Source organism: Sulfitobacter litoralis (genome assembly GCF_900103185.1).
Lineage (GTDB): Bacteria > Pseudomonadota > Alphaproteobacteria > Rhodobacterales > Rhodobacteraceae > Sulfitobacter > Sulfitobacter litoralis.
Genome location: NZ_FNJD01000005.1, coordinates 138,030 through 158,361 on the forward strand (window position 1 = coordinate 138,030; position 20,332 = coordinate 158,361).

Annotated in this window: 16 protein-coding genes; 14 read left to right on the forward strand and 2 right to left on the reverse strand. The window is 59.3% G+C overall.

Going from position 1 to position 20,332, the window contains the following annotated elements; translation table 11 throughout:
- Positions 1–11: 11 nt before the first annotated feature.
- Entirely contained in the window at positions 12–896 is an 885-nt protein-coding gene (locus BLQ98_RS06310) for a lytic transglycosylase domain-containing protein (protein ID WP_093732486.1), read from the reverse strand.
- Positions 897–1,007: 111 nt separating this feature from the next.
- Between BLQ98_RS06310 and ftsY the strand changes: the two genes are divergently transcribed.
- From ftsY to BLQ98_RS06350, 8 genes are all read left to right on the forward strand, one after another.
- Positions 1,008–2,204, forward strand: coding sequence for a signal recognition particle-docking protein FtsY (ftsY, locus tag BLQ98_RS06315; protein ID WP_093732487.1), 1,197 nt, complete (start codon positions 1,008–1,010; stop codon positions 2,202–2,204).
- A 22-nt stretch (positions 2,205–2,226) separates the two neighbouring features.
- Positions 2,227–3,129: a DMT family transporter gene (locus BLQ98_RS06320; protein ID WP_093732488.1), complete on the forward strand. Its 903-nt coding sequence runs from the start codon at positions 2,227–2,229 to the stop codon at positions 3,127–3,129.
- A gap of 12 nt (positions 3,130–3,141) precedes the next feature.
- Complete coding sequence (locus BLQ98_RS06325; protein WP_093732489.1) at positions 3,142–3,747, forward strand: inner membrane-spanning protein YciB; 606 nt, start codon at positions 3,142–3,144, stop codon at positions 3,745–3,747.
- Positions 3,748–4,022: 275 nt separating this feature from the next.
- Positions 4,023–5,207: an aminotransferase class V-fold PLP-dependent enzyme gene (locus tag BLQ98_RS06330; RefSeq protein ID WP_093732490.1), complete on the forward strand. Its 1,185-nt coding sequence runs from the start codon at positions 4,023–4,025 to the stop codon at positions 5,205–5,207.
- 93 nt (positions 5,208–5,300) lie between these two features.
- Positions 5,301–6,389 carry a GTP cyclohydrolase FolE2 gene (gene folE2 / locus BLQ98_RS06335; RefSeq protein WP_093732491.1) on the forward strand — a complete coding sequence of 363 codons (1,089 nt, stop codon included), beginning with the start codon at positions 5,301–5,303 and terminating at the stop codon, positions 6,387–6,389.
- A 248-nt stretch (positions 6,390–6,637) separates the two neighbouring features.
- Positions 6,638–6,874: a hypothetical protein gene (locus BLQ98_RS06340; RefSeq protein ID WP_093732492.1), complete on the forward strand. Its 237-nt coding sequence runs from the start codon at positions 6,638–6,640 to the stop codon at positions 6,872–6,874.
- 113 nt (positions 6,875–6,987) lie between these two features.
- Positions 6,988–8,436, forward strand: a complete 1,449-nt coding sequence (locus tag BLQ98_RS06345; protein ID WP_208596027.1) for a TrkH family potassium uptake protein — start codon at positions 6,988–6,990, stop codon at positions 8,434–8,436.
- 44 nt (positions 8,437–8,480) lie between these two features.
- On the forward strand, positions 8,481–10,028 hold the full coding sequence (locus BLQ98_RS06350; RefSeq protein WP_244148381.1) for a 5-guanidino-2-oxopentanoate decarboxylase: 1,548 nt from the start codon (positions 8,481–8,483) through the stop codon (positions 10,026–10,028).
- Between the two features lie 75 nt (positions 10,029–10,103).
- Here BLQ98_RS06350 and BLQ98_RS06355 read toward each other — a convergent pair whose 3' ends face one another.
- Positions 10,104–11,933, reverse strand: a complete 1,830-nt coding sequence (locus BLQ98_RS06355; RefSeq protein ID WP_093732495.1) for a serine protease — start codon at positions 11,931–11,933, stop codon at positions 10,104–10,106.
- Positions 11,934–12,090: 157 nt separating this feature from the next.
- On the opposite strand from BLQ98_RS06355, the gene BLQ98_RS06360 reads away from it, so the two are divergent.
- The 6 genes from BLQ98_RS06360 (at position 12,091) to BLQ98_RS06385 (ending at position 20,330) form a co-directional block, all read left to right on the forward strand.
- Entirely contained in the window at positions 12,091–13,029 is a 939-nt protein-coding gene (locus BLQ98_RS06360) for a glycine--tRNA ligase subunit alpha (RefSeq protein WP_093732496.1), read from the forward strand.
- Positions 13,026–13,547, forward strand: coding sequence for a DUF6446 family protein (locus BLQ98_RS06365; protein WP_093732497.1), 522 nt, complete (start codon positions 13,026–13,028; stop codon positions 13,545–13,547). The genes BLQ98_RS06360 and BLQ98_RS06365 overlap by 4 nt, the downstream gene beginning before the upstream one ends.
- A gap of 98 nt (positions 13,548–13,645) precedes the next feature.
- Positions 13,646–15,904 (forward strand): glycine--tRNA ligase subunit beta, encoded by a 2,259-nt coding sequence (gene glyS, locus BLQ98_RS06370; RefSeq protein WP_093732498.1) that lies wholly within the window; start codon positions 13,646–13,648, stop codon positions 15,902–15,904.
- A 104-nt stretch (positions 15,905–16,008) separates the two neighbouring features.
- Positions 16,009–18,531, forward strand: coding sequence for a putative PEP-binding protein (locus BLQ98_RS06375; protein WP_208596025.1), 2,523 nt, complete (start codon positions 16,009–16,011; stop codon positions 18,529–18,531).
- Positions 18,532–18,659: 128 nt separating this feature from the next.
- Positions 18,660–19,298, forward strand: coding sequence for a cell wall hydrolase (locus tag BLQ98_RS06380; protein ID WP_093732500.1), 639 nt, complete (start codon positions 18,660–18,662; stop codon positions 19,296–19,298).
- Positions 19,299–19,406: 108 nt separating this feature from the next.
- The gene (locus BLQ98_RS06385; RefSeq protein WP_093732501.1) at positions 19,407–20,330 is read left to right on the forward strand and encodes a dihydroneopterin aldolase; all 924 of its coding nucleotides are present in this window, start codon (positions 19,407–19,409) and stop codon (positions 20,328–20,330) included.
- Positions 20,331–20,332 lie beyond the last annotated feature (2 nt).

Consider the following 20,332-nt stretch of genomic DNA (forward strand, 5'->3'; position numbering starts at 1 on the left):
CAAGCAGGCCGCTAGTTCTGTACCACCAGACAGCTGCACCCCGTGGTCCGCATCCTGTCACACAGGCGCTGGGCACCGGTGCGTGTGTCGCTGCCATATTGCCCGAAAAAGAACCCCTTTCGGCGCGAAACGCGGTTTTTCTTAAATATAAAGCCCAGTCGCTTCCCCTTGATCGCGCTGCGGCAACTTGCGGTTTGGGCGTTGGCCTTGTCGCGCGCACGCGCTTTGCTGGTCCCGAACGACACCTGAACTCCCCAGGGTTTGATCGCCGGAGCAGGGGGCGTGACCCTAAGCGCGGTGACGCGGCGGTTACGTGCCATCTCGTAGCAGGCAGGCAAGAACGGTTGGGTTTTGGACAATCGGAAGTCGGGGGTCTTAGGCGGGCCGTCGCGCCATTGCTCTGCCGTCAGGCCGGTGATGATCGGAACATAGGCGATGGTTTCGGGCGCGAGCCCCTTGCCTTCCAGAAACCCTTCGGCGCGCCGCTCGCCACCGTTATAGCCGATCGCGGCCAGACCTTCGTTGCCGTATTTCTGTTTCATTTCAGAGAGGTATTGTGCCGAATGCTCTAGCGCATCGGCGGGGCTATACGGGTCTTTCAGCCCCCGCAGTGCCGCGGTTGAAGGGATGAATTGCGCGATCCCACGCGCATTGGCGTGGCTCAGCGCGTTTTGATCAAACCGACTTTCCTGCCAGATCAACCGCGCAAAAAAGCCGCTGTCCAGCTGATGCCGATCCGAAAAAACCCTGATCGCGTTGCAGGTGTCATACACAAAATGCGCAGGCCGAATGCAATGGGCGTGGCCCCATTTGGTGCTGGAGCAGTACCGCCGATCCGGTTCGGCCTGTGCCGTTCCCGCCACCACTATCATACAGAGCATCCATAAAAATCGCATAGGGACTTGGTGTGCGACATGCTCTGCGCTGTCAATTGCTGTTGTCGCCCTTCCATCCTGTCTATTGAGCCTATAGATCATGGAAAACGCCTGACAATCCGGAGAGCGCGCTTGGCCTTTTTTCAAAAGCTGAAATCCAAAATGTTCAAATCCTCGTCCAAGATTGACGAGGGGCTTGAGGCGATTGTCGAAGACGGCGGGGCCACGGATACACCCGAAACCATCGACGAAGTTCCTGTGGATCAGGTGATGGACGCCCCCGAAGCCGCTGCCGAGGCCCTGCCCGAAGCGGTAGATGATGAGCCCGCACCCTTGCCTGCGGATGAAGAAGACACGCCTGCGTCCGTGCCGCTGCGCGAGACGATGACCCCAGTGGCCCCCGATCTGGAGCCAGCGCTGCAACAGCCGGCACCGGTTAAGCCAGGCCTGATGGGCCGGTTGATGGGTCGCAGTGCCGCAGCCCCCGTGGTGCGGCGCGTGCTGGACGACGAAATGCTGGAGCAGCTGGAAGAGCTGCTGATTTCGACAGACATGGGTGTGGATACCGCGTTGCGCGTCACCGCGAACATGGCCGAGGGCCGGTTCGGCAAGCGGCTTTCTGTCGACGAGATCAAACGCTTGCTGGCGACAGAGGTCGCGCGGATCATGGACCCGATCGCGAAACCTTTGCCGATTTATGCCAAGACGCCGCAGGTTGTGCTGGTGGTGGGCGTGAACGGTTCTGGCAAAACGACCACAATTGGCAAGCTTGCGAGTCAGTTCAAGGCTGCAGGCAAGAACGTGGTCATCGCAGCGGGTGATACGTTTCGGGCCGCCGCGGTCGAACAGTTGCAGGTCTGGGGTGAACGCGCCGATGTGCCTGTGCTGACGGCGGCGCAGGGCTCCGATCCGGCAAGTCTAGCGTTTGATGCGATGACACAGGCCGAACGTATCGGGGCGGACCTGCTGCTGATCGATACGGCCGGGCGGCTGCAAAATCGTGGCGACCTGATGGAGGAACTGGCCAAGATCGTGCGCGTGATCCGCAAGAAAGACCCAAGCGCGCCGCATAACACGCTGTTGGTGTTGGACGCGACGACGGGACAGAATGCCTTGAACCAAGTCAAGGTTTTTCAAGAGATTTCAGACGTTTCCGGTCTGGTCATGACCAAGCTTGACGGCACCGCTAAGGGCGGCGTTCTGGTGGCACTTGCAGATAAGTTCGGGTTGCCGATCCACGCGATTGGTGTGGGCGAGCAGATTGACGACCTGCAGCCTTTTGATCCGCAAGAATTTGCAGATGCTTTGTTGGGGTTGGACCCGCAGTGACGCACCATAAAGGGTCGGCAAAATGACCGAATGGATCACCCAGATCGAAGGCACCGAAGCGGGCCACCAAGCAGCGCTTTGGTTGGCGTTGGCCGCGGCGCTTTTGCATGCGGTGTTTGGCGCATTGCAAAAAGGGCGGCATGACCCGTGGCTGACCCGCGGCGCGATCGACTTTTCCTATTGCCTAATGGCAGCGCCATTCGCGCTTTTTGTCGTGCCCTGGCCCGAGCCGCATATGTGGGTCATTTTTGCCGGCGCATGGGCAATTCACATTGTTTACAAGCTGTTGCAGGCTTGGGCCTATACCAAAGGGGCTTATACTGTCGTTTATCCGGTGGTGCGGGGGACGGGGCCTTTGTTCACGGTCATTGGTGCCTATCTGATTTTCGAAGAGAGCTTTACCGGCGTACAGTGGTTGGGTGTTGGCGTGCTCGTCGCGGGGATCTTTGGGCTGGCGCTTTACAACTTTGTGTACCTCGTGTCCGAACGCGATACGCTGAATGCGGCCTTGGGGCTTGCTGTTCTAACAGGGCTGTTTGTCGCGCTGTACACGACCTTTGACGCATACGGCATCCGCGCGACAGGGGATCCGTTTACCTTTCTGGCGTGGTTTTTCATGATCGACGGTCTGGTGATGCCCGTGATCGCCGCCCGACGCTGGCTGCGCATGGACGACCGTCCCGACCTTGGTCCGCTGATGACCCGCGGCGTTGCGGGGGGCTTTGTCGCGTTCTTCAGCTTTGGGTCGATCATGCTGGCAACGCGCCTGGACAAAGTGGGCGAGGCCGCAGTGCTGCGCGAAACGTCGACCGTGTTTGCGGCGCTGATCGGCTGGTTGGTGCTGAAAGAAACCGTAGGCCCGCGCCGCATTGCCCTAATGGCGCTGATCGCGCTTGGGGCGGTGATCGTGGAAATGGGCGGATAACTGGAGAGCAAGATGAGCACGACACGCGAGATTAACCCCTTTGTCAAATCGGCGCTGGAATACGGGCCGGTGCTGATATTCTTTGTCGCCTATCTGCGCTTCAAGGACGAAACGTTCACCCTTTGGGGGACCGACTACAGCGGCTTTATTGTTGTCACGGCGGCCTTTGTACCGCTGTTGATCCTGGCGACGGGGGCGCTTTGGGCGCTGACGGGCAAGATCAGCCGGATGCAGGTCACCACAGTTATTTTGGTGACGCTGTTTGGCGGGCTCTCGGTCTGGCTGAACGACGAACGGTTCTTTAAGATGAAACCTACTGCGATCTACCTTCTGTTCGCGGTGCTGCTGGCGATCGGCTTGGCGCGCGGGCAATCGTATTTGAAATACGTGATGGAAGAGATGATGCCCCTGAACGACGCTGGCTGGATGATCCTGACCAAACGGCTGATGCTCTGTTTCTTTGGTCTGGCGCTCGCGAACGAGCTGATCTGGCGTTTCACCAGCACCGAGACATGGGTTTATTTCAAAACCTTCGGGCTGACGGCAGCGGTGTTTGTGTTTTTCATGACGCAAGGGCGGTTGTTTCAGACCTATGGTCTTGAGAAGGACGAAAGCTGAAGAGGGGGCCAACCCCCGCTGCCCCAAGTGGGGCAGCACCCCCGGGATTTTTTGCCATTTGGAAGGCGACTGCCAAGGGATCTTGCTGTTGTAGTTGACGGGAGCGGGCGAGGGGCGTAGCAGATGGCATGTGGCGATTTGATACCGGATTGCGGGCCACGGGCAGAGGAATCTGCCAAATTCCGCTAAAAGGTCAGGATGAAAGCCCCCTTTCGCTTGACCGCGTCTGGGGTTTTTTTACGCCTGCTGCGCAGCAGGTCAGGAAGGATAAAAGCATGAGCGACAATTGGAAACCACGGACCAAGGCTGTGCACAGTGGCACGCGCCGCAGCCAGTATAACGAAGTCTGTGAGGCAGTGTTCCTGACCCAAGGGTTCGTCTATGAGAGCGCCGAGCAGGCCGAGGCGCGGTTCCAGTCGCTGGGTGACGACGAATTCATCTATGCACGCTACGGCAACCCGACCGTGCGCATGTTCGAAGACCGTATTTCCGACCTGTTGGGATATGAGGATTGTTTCGCCTGTACCTCTGGTATGGCTGCGGTCAGCGGTGCGCTAACGTCGCTTTTGAAGGCAGGTGATCATGTGGTCGCTGCACGGGCGCTCTTTGGGTCGTGCCTGTATGTGCTTGAGGATATCTTGGCGCGTTTCGGGGTCGAGGTCACCTTGATTGACGGTACGGATAATGCTGCATGGGATGCCGCTATCCGCCCTGACACGACCATGGTTTTCTTCGAGAGCATTTCGAACCCCACGTTGGAAGTCGTCGATATGCGCCATGTGGTGAAGGCGGCGCATGCCGTAGGCGCGCTGGTGCTGGTGGATGACGCGATGGCGACGCCGGTGTTTTCCTATGCCAAGGAATGTGGCGCGGATATCGCGATCATCTCGACCACGAAACATGTAGACGGGCAGGGGCGTATGCTGGGCGGCGCAATCTGCGGTCCCAAAGAGCTGATCCGCGGCCCCGTCGAGGCTTATATGAAGCATACCGGTGGCGCGATGAATCCGTTCACCGCCTGGACACATCTTAAGGCGCTTGAAACGATCGACCTGCGGGTGCGGGCCCAAGCCGACGCCGCTTGGAAGATCGCTGACGCGTTGAACGGACACCCCAAACTCAGCGCGGTGCGCTATCCAACCCATGCCAGCCATCCGCAGCACGCGCTGGCTATGTCTCATGCGCCGTCAGCGGGTACTGTTTTCGCGGTAGAGGTCAAAGGTGGCAAGGAGGCTTGTTTTGCCTTTCTTAACGCGCTCGAAATCATCACCATTTCGAACAACTTTGCTGATGCAAAATCCATCGCGACCCATCCGGCGACGACAACACACCAGCGCCTGCCAGACGACCAGAAAACAACCCTAGGGATTACACCGGGTCTTGTGCGCTTGTCAGCGGGGCTTGAGGACGTGGATGATCTGATCGCCGACATCCGTCAGGCTTTGGACACATTGAAGTGATGCAGCAGGGGCTTTACCCGTTCCGTTGGACGGAACATTGGTAAAGCCCCCGTTTTCGCTTATATAGGGGATATCTTGCGAAAGGGCCCTGCCATGAATATCGCCGCGACAGTGATACCGGACCGTGATGACGCGGTTGCAGCACTTGATACGTTGCGGGCCTGGGCGCGCAAGGCCGATGCGATCGAGATAGAAGCGCTAGATCCGTCGCTCGCCAAATTGTTGCAGAACGTCGAAAGCTATCCGCAATTCAACCGAGACTATCCCGGTGATTTTGCGGTCGGCGATAATTATAAAGCGACGTTGCCGGATTTGCAGAACGGCCCGTCCAGTCTGATCCGCGGTGCGAAACAGCAAATCCAGCATGTTGGGATTTCAAATTTTCGCCTGCCAATGCGGTTCCACACACGTGACGGCGGCGATCTGACACTCGAGACCTCGGTCACCGGGTCGGTCAGTCTGGAGGCGGATAAAAAGGGCATCAACATGTCCCGCATTATGCGCAGTTTCTACAAGCACGCGGATGAGGTGTTCAGCTTTGAGGTGATGGAAGCCGCGCTGGACGACTATAAATCCGACCTCGAGAGCTATGACGCGCGTATCCAAATGCGGTTCTCCTTTCCGGTAAAAATCGGAAGCTTGCGGTCCGGTCTTTCGGGATATCAGTATTACGACATCGCGCTGGAACTGGTCGAGGCAGGCGGCGCGCGCAAGAAGATCATTCACCTTGATTACGTCTATTCCTCGACCTGCCCGTGTTCGCTGGAACTGTCCGAACATGCGCGTGCCACGCGGGGGCAGCTGGCCACGCCGCACTCGCAACGATCGGTTGCGCGTATTTCCGTTGAAGTGAATTGCAATGAAACCTGCCTGTGGTTCGAAGACCTGATCGACCTCGCGCGTCGTGCTGTTCCCACAGAGACGCAAGTGATGGTGAAACGTGAGGATGAACAGGCCTTTGCCGAGCTGAATGCAGCCAATCCGATTTTTGTCGAAGACGCAGCGCGGCTGTTTTGTGAACAGCTACAGGCTGAACCTCGGGTGGGCGATTTTCGCGTCGTGGCCAGCCATCAAGAAAGCCTGCACAGTCATGACGCCATTTCGATGCTCACGCAGGGGGAAACCTTCGCCGCGCAGAGCATTGATCCAAAACTGTTCAGCACGCTGTTCCACGTCGGCTGAGTCTGCGCCACATCGTCCGATGCTACGCTCCCTTTTGTAGGGCTATTTTGCCGATATTCTCACATTGCGCGGTTTATGCGCAGCTGCTCGCCGTGTTTGCGCGAAACATGGGCGCAGTCATGCTGCGATGCGGCATGTTCGGGATGCTGCTATGCAGAAACGTCGGTTCTCATCCCCCACTGCTTCGCTATATTGAGAGGCAGAACAAGGTAACCGGCAGAAATGCCAAGGTAAATCGAGAGTTTAGTATGGCTTATAACAACACAATTTCGCACAGCAATGTCCCGACCATCAAAGCGCCTTTCGCCGTCATTGGCGGATTTTTCGCAGCGATCTGGACGGGGTTGGTCAATATGGGCGCAAACTCGGGTCGCATGCGCCAGGTTACGTTCCTGCAATCGAAAACGGACGAAGAGCTGTCGGCAATGGGCATCAAGCGTGATGAAATCGTGCACCATGTCTTCCGCGATACATTCTACGTCTGAACGTCTTTCAGTTTGATTTTGAACGGCCCGAGTGTGACTTGCTCGGGTCGTTTTGCGTTTTACGATAGGGCGTGTCCTTGACACCGACGCGCCACCGCGCCAACGCTGCGCAGATGTTGGATTTGCGCCCTGTTGGATACGTCATCGGCCTGTTGGTGTCGGTGCTTGGCATTGCGATGATCGTGCCGATGTTGGTCGATATTGCCGAAGGGCGCGGCCACTGGCCCGTCTTCGTAGAGGCGGGTCTGATCACGATGCTGGGCGGCAGTATGATCGCGCTGGCCTGCGCCAATGGCGTCAAGGAAGGGCTGACTATCCAGCAGACCTTTTTGCTGACCACAGCGGTCTGGTTGATGCTGCCGCTGTTCGGCGCACTGCCGTTTATGCTGGGCGCGACCGAAGCACGTTTCGTCGATGCTGTCTTCGAGGCCATGTCGGGCATGACCACCACCGGATCGACGGTATTTACCGGATTGGATGATCTGCCCAAAGGGTTGCTGCTGTGGCGTGCAATTCTGCAGTGGCTCGGCGGGATTGGTATCATTGTTGTCGCGATGGTTTTCCTGCCCGAGCTGCGGGTTGGTGGTATGCAGATTTTCAAATCCGAAGCCTTTGACACCTTTGGTAAAATTTTGCCACGCGCCGGTCAGATCGCCAGCCAGATTTCGGTCATCTATGTATGGCTTACTTTTGCCTGTGCCCTGACGTATTTAACCTTGGGGATGAACGTCTTTGACGCCACGGTTCATGCGCTCACAACCGTGTCCACGGGCGGGTTTTCGAACTATGACGCGTCTTTTGGGACATTCGCTGGCAATGCGGAATACGCGGCGTCGATCTTCATGGTGCTCGCGGCGTTACCGTTCGTGCGCTATGTGCAATTGTTGAACGGCAACCCGCTGGCGCTCCACCGTGATCCGCAGGTGCGGGGGTTCTTGATGACGATTGCTGTCTTGGTCGGGCTGATCTTTATCTCGATCCAGTCCGTGTTTCCGCAGCACTGGGAGCAATCCCTGCGCGAAGCATTGTTCAACATCACGTCGATCATTTCGGGCACAGGGTTTGCGTCGGTCGATTATATGACCTGGGGCTCGTTTCCCGTTGCGCTGTTCTTTTTCACCGGCTTGATCGGGGGTTGCGCGGGGTCGACGGCCTGTTCGATCAAGATCTTCCGATATCAGTTGTTGTTCGCGTCAATCCGCGCCCAGTTGCAGCGCATCCGCTCGCCCCACGGCATCTTTACCCCGCGCTATGATGGCCGCCCTATCAGTGGCGATGTCATGATTTCGGTCATGTCTTTCTTTATGTTCTTCACGCTGACGCTGGGGCTGGTTGCCGTGGCGCTGAGCATGACCGGACTGGATTTTGTGACCTCGGTATCGGGGGCGGGGGCCGCGTTGGGGAACATCGGGCCGGGTTTGGGCGACATTATCGGCCCCGCTGGCAATTTTAGCACGCTAAACGATACGGCCAAGTGGATCCTTACGGCCGCGATGCTGGTCGGACGGCTGGAACTTATGGCGGTCTACGTTATTCTGACATTCAAATTTTGGAGAGCATAATGAGCGATACACAAACCCGTCCCTTGGGGGCCCAGATTTCTCATATGCTCAAGGCCCGCGGGGTAGAGGTAATCTTTGGCATCCCCGGCGTGCACAACCAAGAAATGTATCGCGGCATCGAAGAGGCAGGGCTGACCCATGTTCTTGCACGGCACGAACAGGGAGCCGGCTTTATGGCCGACGGCTATGCCCGTGCGACGGGCAAGCCTGGGGTCGCGTACGTTATTACCGGTCCGGGTCTGTGCAACGTGATGACGCCAATGGGGCAGGCCTATAGCGATTCCGTGCCGGTGCTGGTGCTGTCCTCGTGTCTGGACGAGACGGCGGCACGTAAGGGGCAGTTGCACCAGATGAAAGACCAGCGCGCCGCGGCTGAAACCGTCTGCGACTGGTCCGAGGTGGCGTTGACCGCGCCTGCGGCGTACCAATTGATCGACCGTGCCTTGACCGAATTCGCCTCCGCTCGGGCGCGATCCAAACACATCTCTGTGCCGATCCACCTGCTGGAGGCCGAAGCCGCGCCCGCAAAGCCTATGTCGGTCAGCGCAACACGACCCGCCGGCGATCCCGCCCAAATCAAAGCGCTGGCGCAAAAGCTGCAGGCCGCGCAAAAGCCGTTGTTCATTTTTGGCGGCGGCGCTGTAGGCGTGCAGAACACCGACGCGCTACTGGCCCGCTGGCAGGCAGCGAGCATGACCACCTATGCGGGTCGCGGCATCGTATCGCCTGACGCACCATTGCACTTCGGGGCCTGCCTTGCGCGGGAAAGCAGCGTGGATGTGATCGCGCAGGCAGATCTGGTGATCGCAGTCGGCACCGAGCTGGCAGAGGTGGATATGTGGCGCCCTGAATTGGGACACTCGGGCGAACTGGTACGGATTGATATTGATCCTTCCGTTCTGGCCGACCCGCAGGCGGCGGGCTTTGTAATCCTTGGGGATACGGCGCAGGTGATGTCCGCGCTGGATGCCGCCTTGCCCGCAACCGGGACCGCAAAAGGGTGGACTGCCGCCGAGGTCGCTAAGTGGTGCAAGCGCTGGCGTTCCGAGGTGGATATGGAGCGTCCGGGCATCCTCGCCGTGGTTGACGCCGTTAAGGCCGCCACGCCCGAGGGTACGATGGTCTATTCCGACATGACGCAATTCGCCTATGCCGCAACCGAAGTATGGGAGATGGACCGCCCCGGCCACTGGCACCACCCCTACGGCTTTGGCACCTTGGGCTATGCCACGCCTGCGGCGATTGGCGGGGCCATCGGACGACCCGGGCTGCCGACACTGGCGATCATCGGCGACTACGGTTTTCAATACACGGTGCAGGAACTTGGCGCAGCGGTAGAGCTGGGCCTGCCATTGCCCATCATCCTTTGGGACAACGGCAAATTGGGCGAGATCGAAGACATCATGACCCGTGCGCAGATCGCGCCGAATGCCGTGATCGCCCACAATCCCGATTTTTGTAAACTGGCAGAGGCCTACGGCGCGAATGCTGTCGCCCCAAAATCATTGGCAGAGCTGCCCGAGGTTCTGGCCAAAGCCTTCAGGGCAGATCGTCCGACGTTGATCTATCTGACGCCGCAAACCGCGGTCTGATCTGTCTTTGCGTCTAAGGCAGCGATTGCAGCTTGGCCCCGGTCTCCGGCATAACGCCGGGGGCCGGGGTTTTCTTTATTCCCAGCAGCTGACCAGAACGGTCATGCCCTTGGCTTTTTCGCGCAGGTCGTGCGGCTTGATCGCGGTGCTGGCAACGGTTGTGTCCACGCTGACCCCAGCTTTTTGCGCGAGGTCCGCAATGACCTTGGCTTCTACGGCAAAAGCGACATCTTCGGGCAGTTCGCGTGCGCCATCCGCACGGGGCAGCAGCATCCCCAGCACGCGTCCGTCGCTATCAAGGATCGGGCCGCCTGCGTCGCCACTGCGGGCAGAAAGCGCGAGGCGGGCGATGTTCTCCTCGCCCTGTAGCCCGCGCACATCGGCCAGCGTGCCGTAGGTTACGGTGGCAGAGCCAAGCACGCCCTCATAGGGGAAGCCGGCAACAGCAATTTCAGACTGCAACCGCGGTGGTACAGTGTTGAACTTGGCCACATCCAGCGGTGAAAGTGCGACGCGGGGTTTCAATAAGCTGATGCCGCTGGCCGTATCATCGATCAACACCTCAAGCTCTGTCTCGTCGTCCAACGTCAGGCGGCCACAGCTTTGAACGGCCTCAGAGGTCGTCGCCACCGTCCCCCGCCCGTCAATGAAGAAGCCGGAGCGCGAGATCTTTGGCGACCTAATTTGCAGACCGGAAACAAGGTCAACAGCCTGACGATCACCAGACCCTGCAGTCGCATCCAACGTGCCAGACAGGCGGGTAAAGGATTTCGTCATCTCGGTGATCACGCGGCGACGGCGGTCTTCGTCACCGGCGGGCCAGATCAGGGTAAAGCCTTTGATCTCGCCATTCTCGAGCGACACCTGCGTCTGGCTGACGATACGCCCGTCTTCGCCGATCAGTTCAAAGCTGTTGGATTTACGGTCACGTGGGCCTTCTTCGGGCACGATTTCAAGGGTTTGCATGATGTCATACAAACCAAAGAGGGTGTCCTGATCGCCAGCCTGACTGATCAGCAGAACCCGCGCATCAATGTCGCCGGTGCCGTTGTAATGGGCAAAGGGGGGCTCGAACCGGTCAAAGGTGACCACCTTGGTTGGCATCACCATTTCGATGCCAGCTTCGGTGTTGCGCACGGTCTGCAACCCCAGCCCTTCTAGCACGGCATTATATTGGCCTAGCAGAGCCGCCCGTTGCAAAGTGGTCAGCACGCCAGTCGCGTCATAGCCGTTGGCCTCTTGCCAATCGGCCATAGACCCGCGGGTGCCCCGCCCGAAGGCACCGTCAATCGCGGCATTATAAAAGCCGGCCCACTTCAGCGCGATCTGTAGCTGTTCGCGGGCGTCGCTATCCAGATCACGCTCATTGGCGCGAGCCTCTGACAAAGTTTCGTCCTTGGGTGGCTCTGGTAGGACGGGCACCTGCGTGGTCTCGGCCTCTGCAGCGAGGGCTTCTTCTAGGTCCAGCGCTTCGCCGGCGGGGGGCAGGGTGGTCTGTGTGATCTCTTGGTCCGTCTGCGTCTCGTTCGGGGCGGCGGGCTCAATCGGAGAGATCAGCGGAATGTTCAGGACATTCGCACCGACGGGCCAGAATTGCTGTTGGAATTTATCAGAGAGCTGAATGAAGCTGTCGCGCGGAATCACCCCGTCCTGACGGTAGCGGCGCAGCAGGAGTTCTGCATCGTCGCGCACGTAGGGACCAACCGCGATTCCATACCAGCCGCTTCCCAAGGCAAATCCGTTCACATCCTCAAGGCTTGCGCTGTAGGCACGCGCACGCTCGGTCGCCGCTGCCAGATTAGGCTGGGCTTCTACCTGTATCCAAACCACATCATCGGCAGACTGTGCAAAGGCGAACGGGGCGATAAACAAGGCGGTGATCAGGGCCGCAAACAGTCGCGTCATAGGTATGGGTGCTCTCAAGGATTTAAACTTGCAGTAGATAAGCAGGAACGCGCGCAAAATACCATGCTTGAGACAGCGCAAATCATCACAAAGCTGCCAATTGACCCGACCGCGACAGCGCCTTAGGAAAGGCGCGCAGCAGCAAAGGCAAAATCTTATGTCCGACCCGGTCCAGCGCCCCCGTTCATTTCAGGAAATCATCCTCGCCCTACAGTCCTATTGGGCGCGACAGGGCTGTGCGATTCTGCAACCCTACGACATGGAAGTCGGCGCAGGCACGTTCCACCCGGCGACGACCCTGCGCGCGCTTGGCACCAACCCATGGGCCGCAGCTTATGTGCAGCCGTCGCGTCGTCCGACCGATGGGCGATATGGTGAAAACCCCAACCGTTTGCAGCACTACTATCAGTTTCAGGCGCTGATCAAACCCAGCCCGCCCAATTTGCAAGAGCTGTACCTTGGCTCGCTCGAGGCAATCGGGATCGACATGGCGCTGCATGACATCCGCTTTGTCGAAGACGACTGGGAAAGCCCGACATTGGGCGCGTGGGGTCTGGGCTGGGAAGTCTGGTGCGACGGCATGGAAGTGTCGCAGTTCACCTATTTCCAGCAGGTCGGCGGTCACGACTGTCATCCTGTATCGGGAGAGCTGACCTACGGGCTTGAGCGTCTGGCGATGTATGTTCTGGGGGTCGATCACGTGATGGACATGCCGTTCAACAGCCCTAACGCGCCGATCCCGCTGACCTATGGCGATGTGTTCAAGCAGACCGAAGAAGAATACGCCCGCTGGAACTTTGATGTCGCCAACACCGACGTGCTGCTGGACCACTTTGTCGAGGCTGAAAACGAGTGCAAGGCGATCCTTGCGCATGATGCGCTTGACCCCAAAACCGGCAAGCGCATCGTCATGGCGCACCCCGGCTATGACCAATGCATCAAGGCCAGCCACATCTTTAACCTGCTGGATGCGCGCGGCGTTATTTCGGTGACAGAGCGTCAGGCCTATATCGGACGCGTGCGTACCCTTGCCAAAGCCTGCGCTGACGCGTTTGTTCAGACACGGGCCGGCGGCTGGTCGGAAGATGCGGCATGAACGGTAAGATCGTAGGAGGCGTCATCTTGGTTGCAGCAGCCATTGCAGGTCTCGCGCTTTATTATTTGCAGGTCTACGGATATTATCACGAGGTCGACGCGCCGGACGAAGGCGTGTTGCTGGTGTCGGTCAATTCGAACACCTCCGAGCCGATCTTGACCGATAATTTTCGCGCCATCGACGCCGACAGCTCACCCATCCGCTATCGCGCGTGTTTTGAAACCTCGCTGAGCCTCGCGATGCTGACCGAGACTTATGTCGTCAGCGACGAAATCACGCCGCGCAACGCGCCGGGGTGGTTTCATTGCTTCGACGCCAAAGCCATTGCCGCAGAGATAGAGGAAGGCACCGCGCTGACCTTTCTGGGCCAGAAGAACATTAATTACGGCGTGGACCGCATCGTCGCGATCACCTCGGACGGGCGCGGCTATGTCTGGCACGAACTGAACGACTGTGGCGACAAATCCTATGACGGCACCGTGGTGGGCGAAGCCTGCCCGGAACGCCCTGCCGATTGACCCTCACGCGGATCACCGGCCCTTTGACATAAGCGCTGTTTGCGCGACACATAATTAACCGCACCCAAGCGACACGCGGCCCCGAAAGGTACGAACCCATGCCCGACCTCCTGATAGAGCTTTTCTCGGAAGAAATTCCCGCCCGTATGCAGGCGCGTGCGGCGGATGATCTTAAGAAACTGGTGACGAACGGTTTGGTGGATGCGGGTCTGACCTATGCCTCTGCCGCCGCCTTTTCGACACCCCGGCGCCTGACGCTGACGATCGAGGGGATGCTGGACGCCAGCCCGTCGCTGGTCGAGGAACGCAAAGGCCCCAAGGCCGACGCGCCTGAAAAAGCCATCGAAGGGTTTTTGCGCGGCGCGGGCCTGACCCGTGACCAGTTGGAAGAGCGCGACACCCCCAAGGGCAAGATCCTCTTCGCCTTGATCCGGAAGCCGGGCCGCCCCGCAGCCGAGATCGTGGCAGAAGTGCTGGAAACCACTATTCGCAATTTCCCATGGCCAAAATCCATGCGGTGGGGCAGTGGCACGTTGCGGTGGGTGCGTCCGCTGCATTCGATCCTGTGCATCCTTTCTGCCGAAGACGGCGCGCAGGTTGTGCCCCTGACCGTCGACGGGATCACCGCTGGCGACACCACGCGCGGGCACCGGTTTCTGGCACCCGATACGATCACCGTCAGCAACTTTGAAGATTACAGCGCCAAGCTGAAACGCGCCTTTGTCGTGCTCGACCCCGCAGAGCGGCGCGATACGATCTGGAACGACGCGACCAATATGGCCTTTGCCAACGGGCTTGAGGTCGTCGAGGATGCGGGGCTTTTGGCCGAGGTCGCAGGGCTGGTGGAATATCCCGTCGTGCTAATGGGGCAGATTGGCGAAGATTTCCTTGGCCTGCCACCGGAGGTGCTGCAAACCTCGATGAAAGAGCACCAGAAGTTCTTTTCCGTGCGCAACCCCAAGACGGGCCGCATCGAACGCTTTGTCACCGTGGCCAACCGCACCACCGCCGATGGTGGCGCGACCATTCTGGCGGGGAACGAAAAAGTGCTCTCCGCACGTCTGTCGGACGCCAAGTTCTTCTGGGAAAACGATCTGCGCATCGCGCAATCGGAGGCCGGGATGCAGACCTGGGTGGACCGCCTGTCCAATGTGACCTTCCACAACAAGCTAGGCACACAGGCCGAGCTGATCTCGCGCATGGAAGCACTGGCTGGGGAACTCGCCCCGATGGTCGGGGCCGATGCCGATGAAGCCCGCGCCGCCGCACGCTTTGCCAAGGCCGATCTATCGTCCGAAATGGTCTATGAATTCCCCGAACTTCAAGGGCTTATGGGCAGCTACTATGCCAAAGCCGCCGGCAAATCCGACGCCATCGCCGCCGCCGCCCAAGACCACTATGCGCCGCTTGGCCCATCCGATGACGTGCCAACCGCACCCGTGTCCATCGCCGTGGCGCTGGCCGAAAAAATCGACAAGTTGACAGGCTTCTGGGCGATTGACGAAAAACCGACCGGGAGCAAAGACCCGTTTGCGCTGCGTCGCGCGGCGTTGGGGGTTATTCGGATTTTGGTTGATGGCAGCGTCAGGTTGCCGCTGTCCCCTATTTTTGAACATTGGTTTGATGCTGCAGTCTCAGTATTTCAGACGTCAGGGTATCATATTGTTCTACCGCCAAAGGATGGTGGTAAATTGGCTTTCGGTCCTGACTATCGAGATCCGATTGCTTTTGATGACTTCGGTAATTGTGTCGGCTTTGTATCTGGCAGCAGTATGGCCGAAATTGACTTTGAATTCGCTGAATACGTGCTTAGCACACCAAGAAACTGGTCAAATAATCTCCTCTCCTTCCTCCACGACCGCCTCAAGGTCTACCTTAAAGACCAAGGCGTCCGTCATGACATCATCGACGCCTGCATTGCGATGGAGGGCAACGACGACCTGACCCTGCTGGTCAAACGCGCCAAGGCGCTGAGCGAGACGCTGAAAACCGACGACGGGGAAAACCTGATTCAGGGGTTCAAGCGCGCCAACAATATTCTCAGCCAGGCCGAGGATGCGGATGGGGTGGAATACTCCTTCGGGGCGGATATCAAGTTTGCCGAGACGGAAGAAGAGCGCGCCCTGTTTGCCGCCCTTGATACCGCAGAGGCGCAGATCAAACCGGCGATGGAGGCTCAGGACTTTGGCACGGCCATGTCCGCGATGGCATCCTTGCGTGGGCCGATTGATGCGTTCTTTGATGCGGTGCAGGTGAACTCTGACAACGCGACGATCCGGCGCAATCGTTTGAACCTGCTCAGCCGTATCCGCACGATCTGTAGCTCGGTTGCGGATCTAACGAAGATCGACGGGTAACGCAGCAGACCCGACACGATGGCAAGGCGATCACGCCTTGCCAGACCACGGTGAAAGCCTATGCTGCGCAGGAACCAAAAGGTGCCGCAGTGCAGAAAATCGCCATGACAACCCTTGTGACCCAGACGGCCCCCATCGCGAATGATACGCATGGGGGGCGGGCGAAATGTTTGCAGCGTCTGGTCCGTCTTGATCTGCCGGTGCCGCGCACCGTGGCGCTGCCCTTTGATGTCGTGCTCGAGATCGCGCAGGGGCAGATCCCCGATCTGCAAGCGGTCGCTGATGAATTCCCCCAAGACGCGCTGCTGTGCGTGCGCCCCTCTAGCCAGGACCCCGACTGGGGCGGGCCGGGGGCGGTGATGAACATCGGCATGAACGACGCGCGTTATGCCTATTATTGCGAACGCATGGGCGAGGGGCCCGCATCGGCTCTGTATACTCGTTTTGTCCAATCCTATGCCGTCAATGTGGCACGGCTGGACCCCGATATGTTCGACGACGTCGAAGGGGACGGGCGCGAGGCGCTGCTGCAATCCTTACGCGCCTACGAGCTTGAGACCGAAGAAAGCTTCCCCCAAGACCGCGTGACGCAACTGACCGCCGTGCTCAGTTCGATGGCGCGGGCGTGGGAAGGCACCTCGGCGCGGCTGCTGCGACAGGCCAAAGGCGCGCCAGCGGATGCGGGGCTTGGTCTGATCGTGCAAGAGATGGTGTTCGGTGTGGGCACCGGCATCTGCGGGTCGGGCGTGTTGCAGCTGGTCGACAGCACCACCGGCCTGCCACAGATCACCGGACGCTACCTGAGCCAGTCGCAGGGGCGCGACGCGTTGCAGGACACGGCCGATGCGCTGTATCTAACGCGTGATCCACGCGGGCCATCGCTTGAGGAACACGCCCCCGAAGCGTTCGAGATGCTCAAACAGCACGCCGCGCTGATGCGGGTGCGGCTGCGCGCTGAAATGCAGGTGGAATTCGTCATCTCGGACGGAGAGCTCTTTATCCTCGACGGGGTGCGCGTATCGCGGTCGTCACGGGCGGCGGTGCGGATTGCCGTGGCGCTGGCGGACGAAGGGATTATCCCGCGCGAAGAGGCGCTGATGCGCGTCCAGCCCCGCACGCTGACAGAGCTGTTGCACCGACAGGTTGACCCCCGCGTGAAACGCGACGTGATCGGGCGCGGCATTGCTGCCAGCCCCGGCGCTGCCACGGGCAAGATCGTATTCAACGCCAATGACGCCCAAGCCAGCGCCGCACGCGGCGAAAAATGTATTCTGGTGCGCCGCGAAACCTCGCCCGAGGATATTCGCGGGATGCATGCGGCCCAAGCCGTGTTGACCGAACGCGGCGGCATCACCAGCCACGCGGCGGTGATCGGGCGCGGCATGGGCCTGCCGTGCGTTGTTGGCGCATCCTCTATGCGGTTTGATCTGGTCAAAGGGTTGATCACGGCCTCGGACGGGCGGATGTTCAAGGCGGGTGACGAAATTACGCTCGATGGCACCTCGGGCGAGGTGCTTTGTGGGGCTGCGGACATGCTAGAGCCGCTGCTGGACGCGACCTTTCAAAAGCTCATGTCCTGGGCCAAGGACGCAGCGGACATCGGTATTCGTGCCAATGCCGACACACCCGCCGACGCGCAGACCGCACGGAATTTCGATGCGCAGGGGATCGGGCTTTGCCGGACAGAGCATATGTTCTTTGACCCCAGCCGCCTTACGGTAATGCGCGAGATGATTTTTGCCGACACCAGCGAAGGCCGTCGTGCGGTGCTGGAACGCCTTTTGCCGATGCAACGCGAGGATTTCATCCAGCTGTTCCGCATCATGCAGGGGCAGCCGGTCTGTATCCGTCTGTTCGATCCCCCCTTGCACGAATTCCTGCCCACAAGCCGTACCGGCCAACGCGATCTGGCCGAAGCCTTGGATTTGCCGCTGTCGGATGTGACCCGCCGGATCGAGGCGATGACAGAATACAATCCGATGCTTGGCCTACGCGGCGTGCGTCTTGGCGTGACTGTGCCCGAAATCTACGAGATGCAGGCCCGCGCGATCTTTGAGGCCACGATCGAAGCCAGTCGCGACGGCGAACCTGTCGTGCCCGAGATTATGATCCCGCTCGTGTCGGCCAAGCGCGAGGTGGAGCTGATCAAGGCCAGCGTCGACAAGATCGCAATGGCGGTGAAATCCGAACGCGGCGCTACCTTCACCTACCGGCTGGGGGTGATGGTCGAAACGCCACGTGCCGCGCTGCGCGCCGGAGAGATTTCGCCCCACTGTTCGTTCCTCAGTTTCGGGACGAACGATCTGACGCAAATGACCTACGGGCTTAGCCGCGATGACGCGGGACGGTTCATGTCGACCTACGTTCAGCAGGGCGTCTTCCCCGAAGATCCGTTCCACATGCTAGATCGTGACGGCGTCGGAGAGCTGCTTCAGCTGGGGGCCGCGCGGGGGCGGGCAGCACAACCTGGGATTACGCTATCGATCTGCGGAGAGCACGGCGGCAACCCCGAATCGATAGATTTTTGCCGCGCAGCGGGATTCGATTATGTTTCTTGCTCACCTTTTCGTGTTCCGGTTGCCAGACTCGCCGCGGCGCAATTGGCAATCGCAGACAAGATAAAGTAGTTCTTGGCGTCTACTCGCCTATATATAGGGTCTGTCCGCGGGTTCCCGCGCAACCGGTTTCAGCAGGGTTTACGCCCGTGACCATCTTGGGTACGCGGCGCTGTCCGAAACTACTTGCGAGGCGCTCAATGCGTTCTTTTCAGAAAATCTCCTCCTGCGCTCTGTTGGCGCTGTCTTTGCTTACTCCTGCTGTGGCCTCCGCTAGCCCGCAACAGGCCAAAGCACTGGCTGACATCGAGGCCAAAGGGCTGAGGTCTGTCGGGTCGGAACGTCTGGAAAGCATGATCGCATCCGCCAACGCTGCCAGCGATGTTGAATTTACCCGCGCGTGGTTGTCCGAGCAGCCCAAAGCGTCCGGCGGGGAGCAATGGCGCTGCCTTGCAGAAGCGCTTTACTTCGAAGCGCGTGGCGAGACAGTCAAAGGTCAGTTCGCTGTGGCCGAAGTCATTATGAACCGCGTGAAGTCTTCGCAGTTTCCCGGATCGCTGTGCAGTGTGATCAACCAAGGGACGGGCCGCAAATACCAGTGCCAGTTTACCTACACCTGTGACGGCAACGCCGAAGTGATCGCCGAGCCGCGCGCCTATTCGCAAGTTGGAAAAGTCGCGCGCGCCGTTCTGGATGGCAAGGCACCTTCGTTGACCGGCGGTGCCACCTACTATCACACCACAGCCGTAAGCCCCCGTTGGTCCCGCGTGTTTACGCGCACCACCAAGATCGGCGTGCATATGTTCTACCGTGATGGTGTCCAGACCGCGTCCAACTAAGCGGCTTTTCTGTCGCCTTTGATGGCTGGTCAGCCGTGTCTGGCTTTGGTACATCCGGGCGAACGGTCTAGGATCGTGTGCAGGTGAGACAAGCAGAGGCCAGATCCTATGACGAGTGACACGCGGCTTGCCTTTGCGCACCCATCAGAACGAGCGGCAGCGACGGCGGGGCCTGAACCACTAGACCGGATTTCCCTGCGCGATCATATTGTTGCGGTCGAGATCGGGGCCTTTCAGGCCGAACGCGGTGTCACACAACGCATCTGTTTTAATATCGTCGTAGAAGTCCAGCCGTTGACCGGCCCTGTAGATGACGACGTGGATCGCATTCTGTCCTATGACCGCGTGACCGAGGCCATCGCCTACGAGCTTTCAGACGAACGGCTGAACCTGCTTGAAACCTTGGCCGAACGGGTCGCGGATCGTATCTTGCTGGAGCGACAAGCGATGCGGGTTTTTGTCCGTATTGAAAAGCTGGACCGTGGCCCTGGTGCTTTGGGCGTTGAAATCGTGCGTGCGCGGGATGATGCACCTGGCAGTCAGCCCGACGCGCAAGAGGTCCCGCATCCAGAACTGGTTTATCTAAGCAACGAAGCTATCGCGTCGCCCTTCTTGGCGGGCTGGCTGGATCAATTGCATCAGATGGGGCGCCCCCTGATCCTGTGCGTCGGGGCGTCAGATGCCACTGCGCCGCAGCTTGCACATAAGATGGCGCAGCGCCGCATTGATTTGCTGGCGATTGAGCAAAACGCTTGGGTGCTGGCGTCAAAGGATGACCGCTGCGTCGTTGTCGCCACCCGGACAGAGCTCGATTGGGCGATGAAGAACGGGCAAACCAGTGTGTGGGCTCCGTCAAAGATCGTGTTGGACAGCGTCGATACCCCGTCCGTACAGCCACGCGATGCCGTGGCACTGGCTGCATGGTTTGCCGCCAGTTTTGACGCGACAGAGATGCTGGTGATCGGGGCCAGTTTGCCCGCCAAAGCGTCGGTGCCGTTGCGCGCCGTTGCTGTGGACCAAGACAGGTTGTGAGC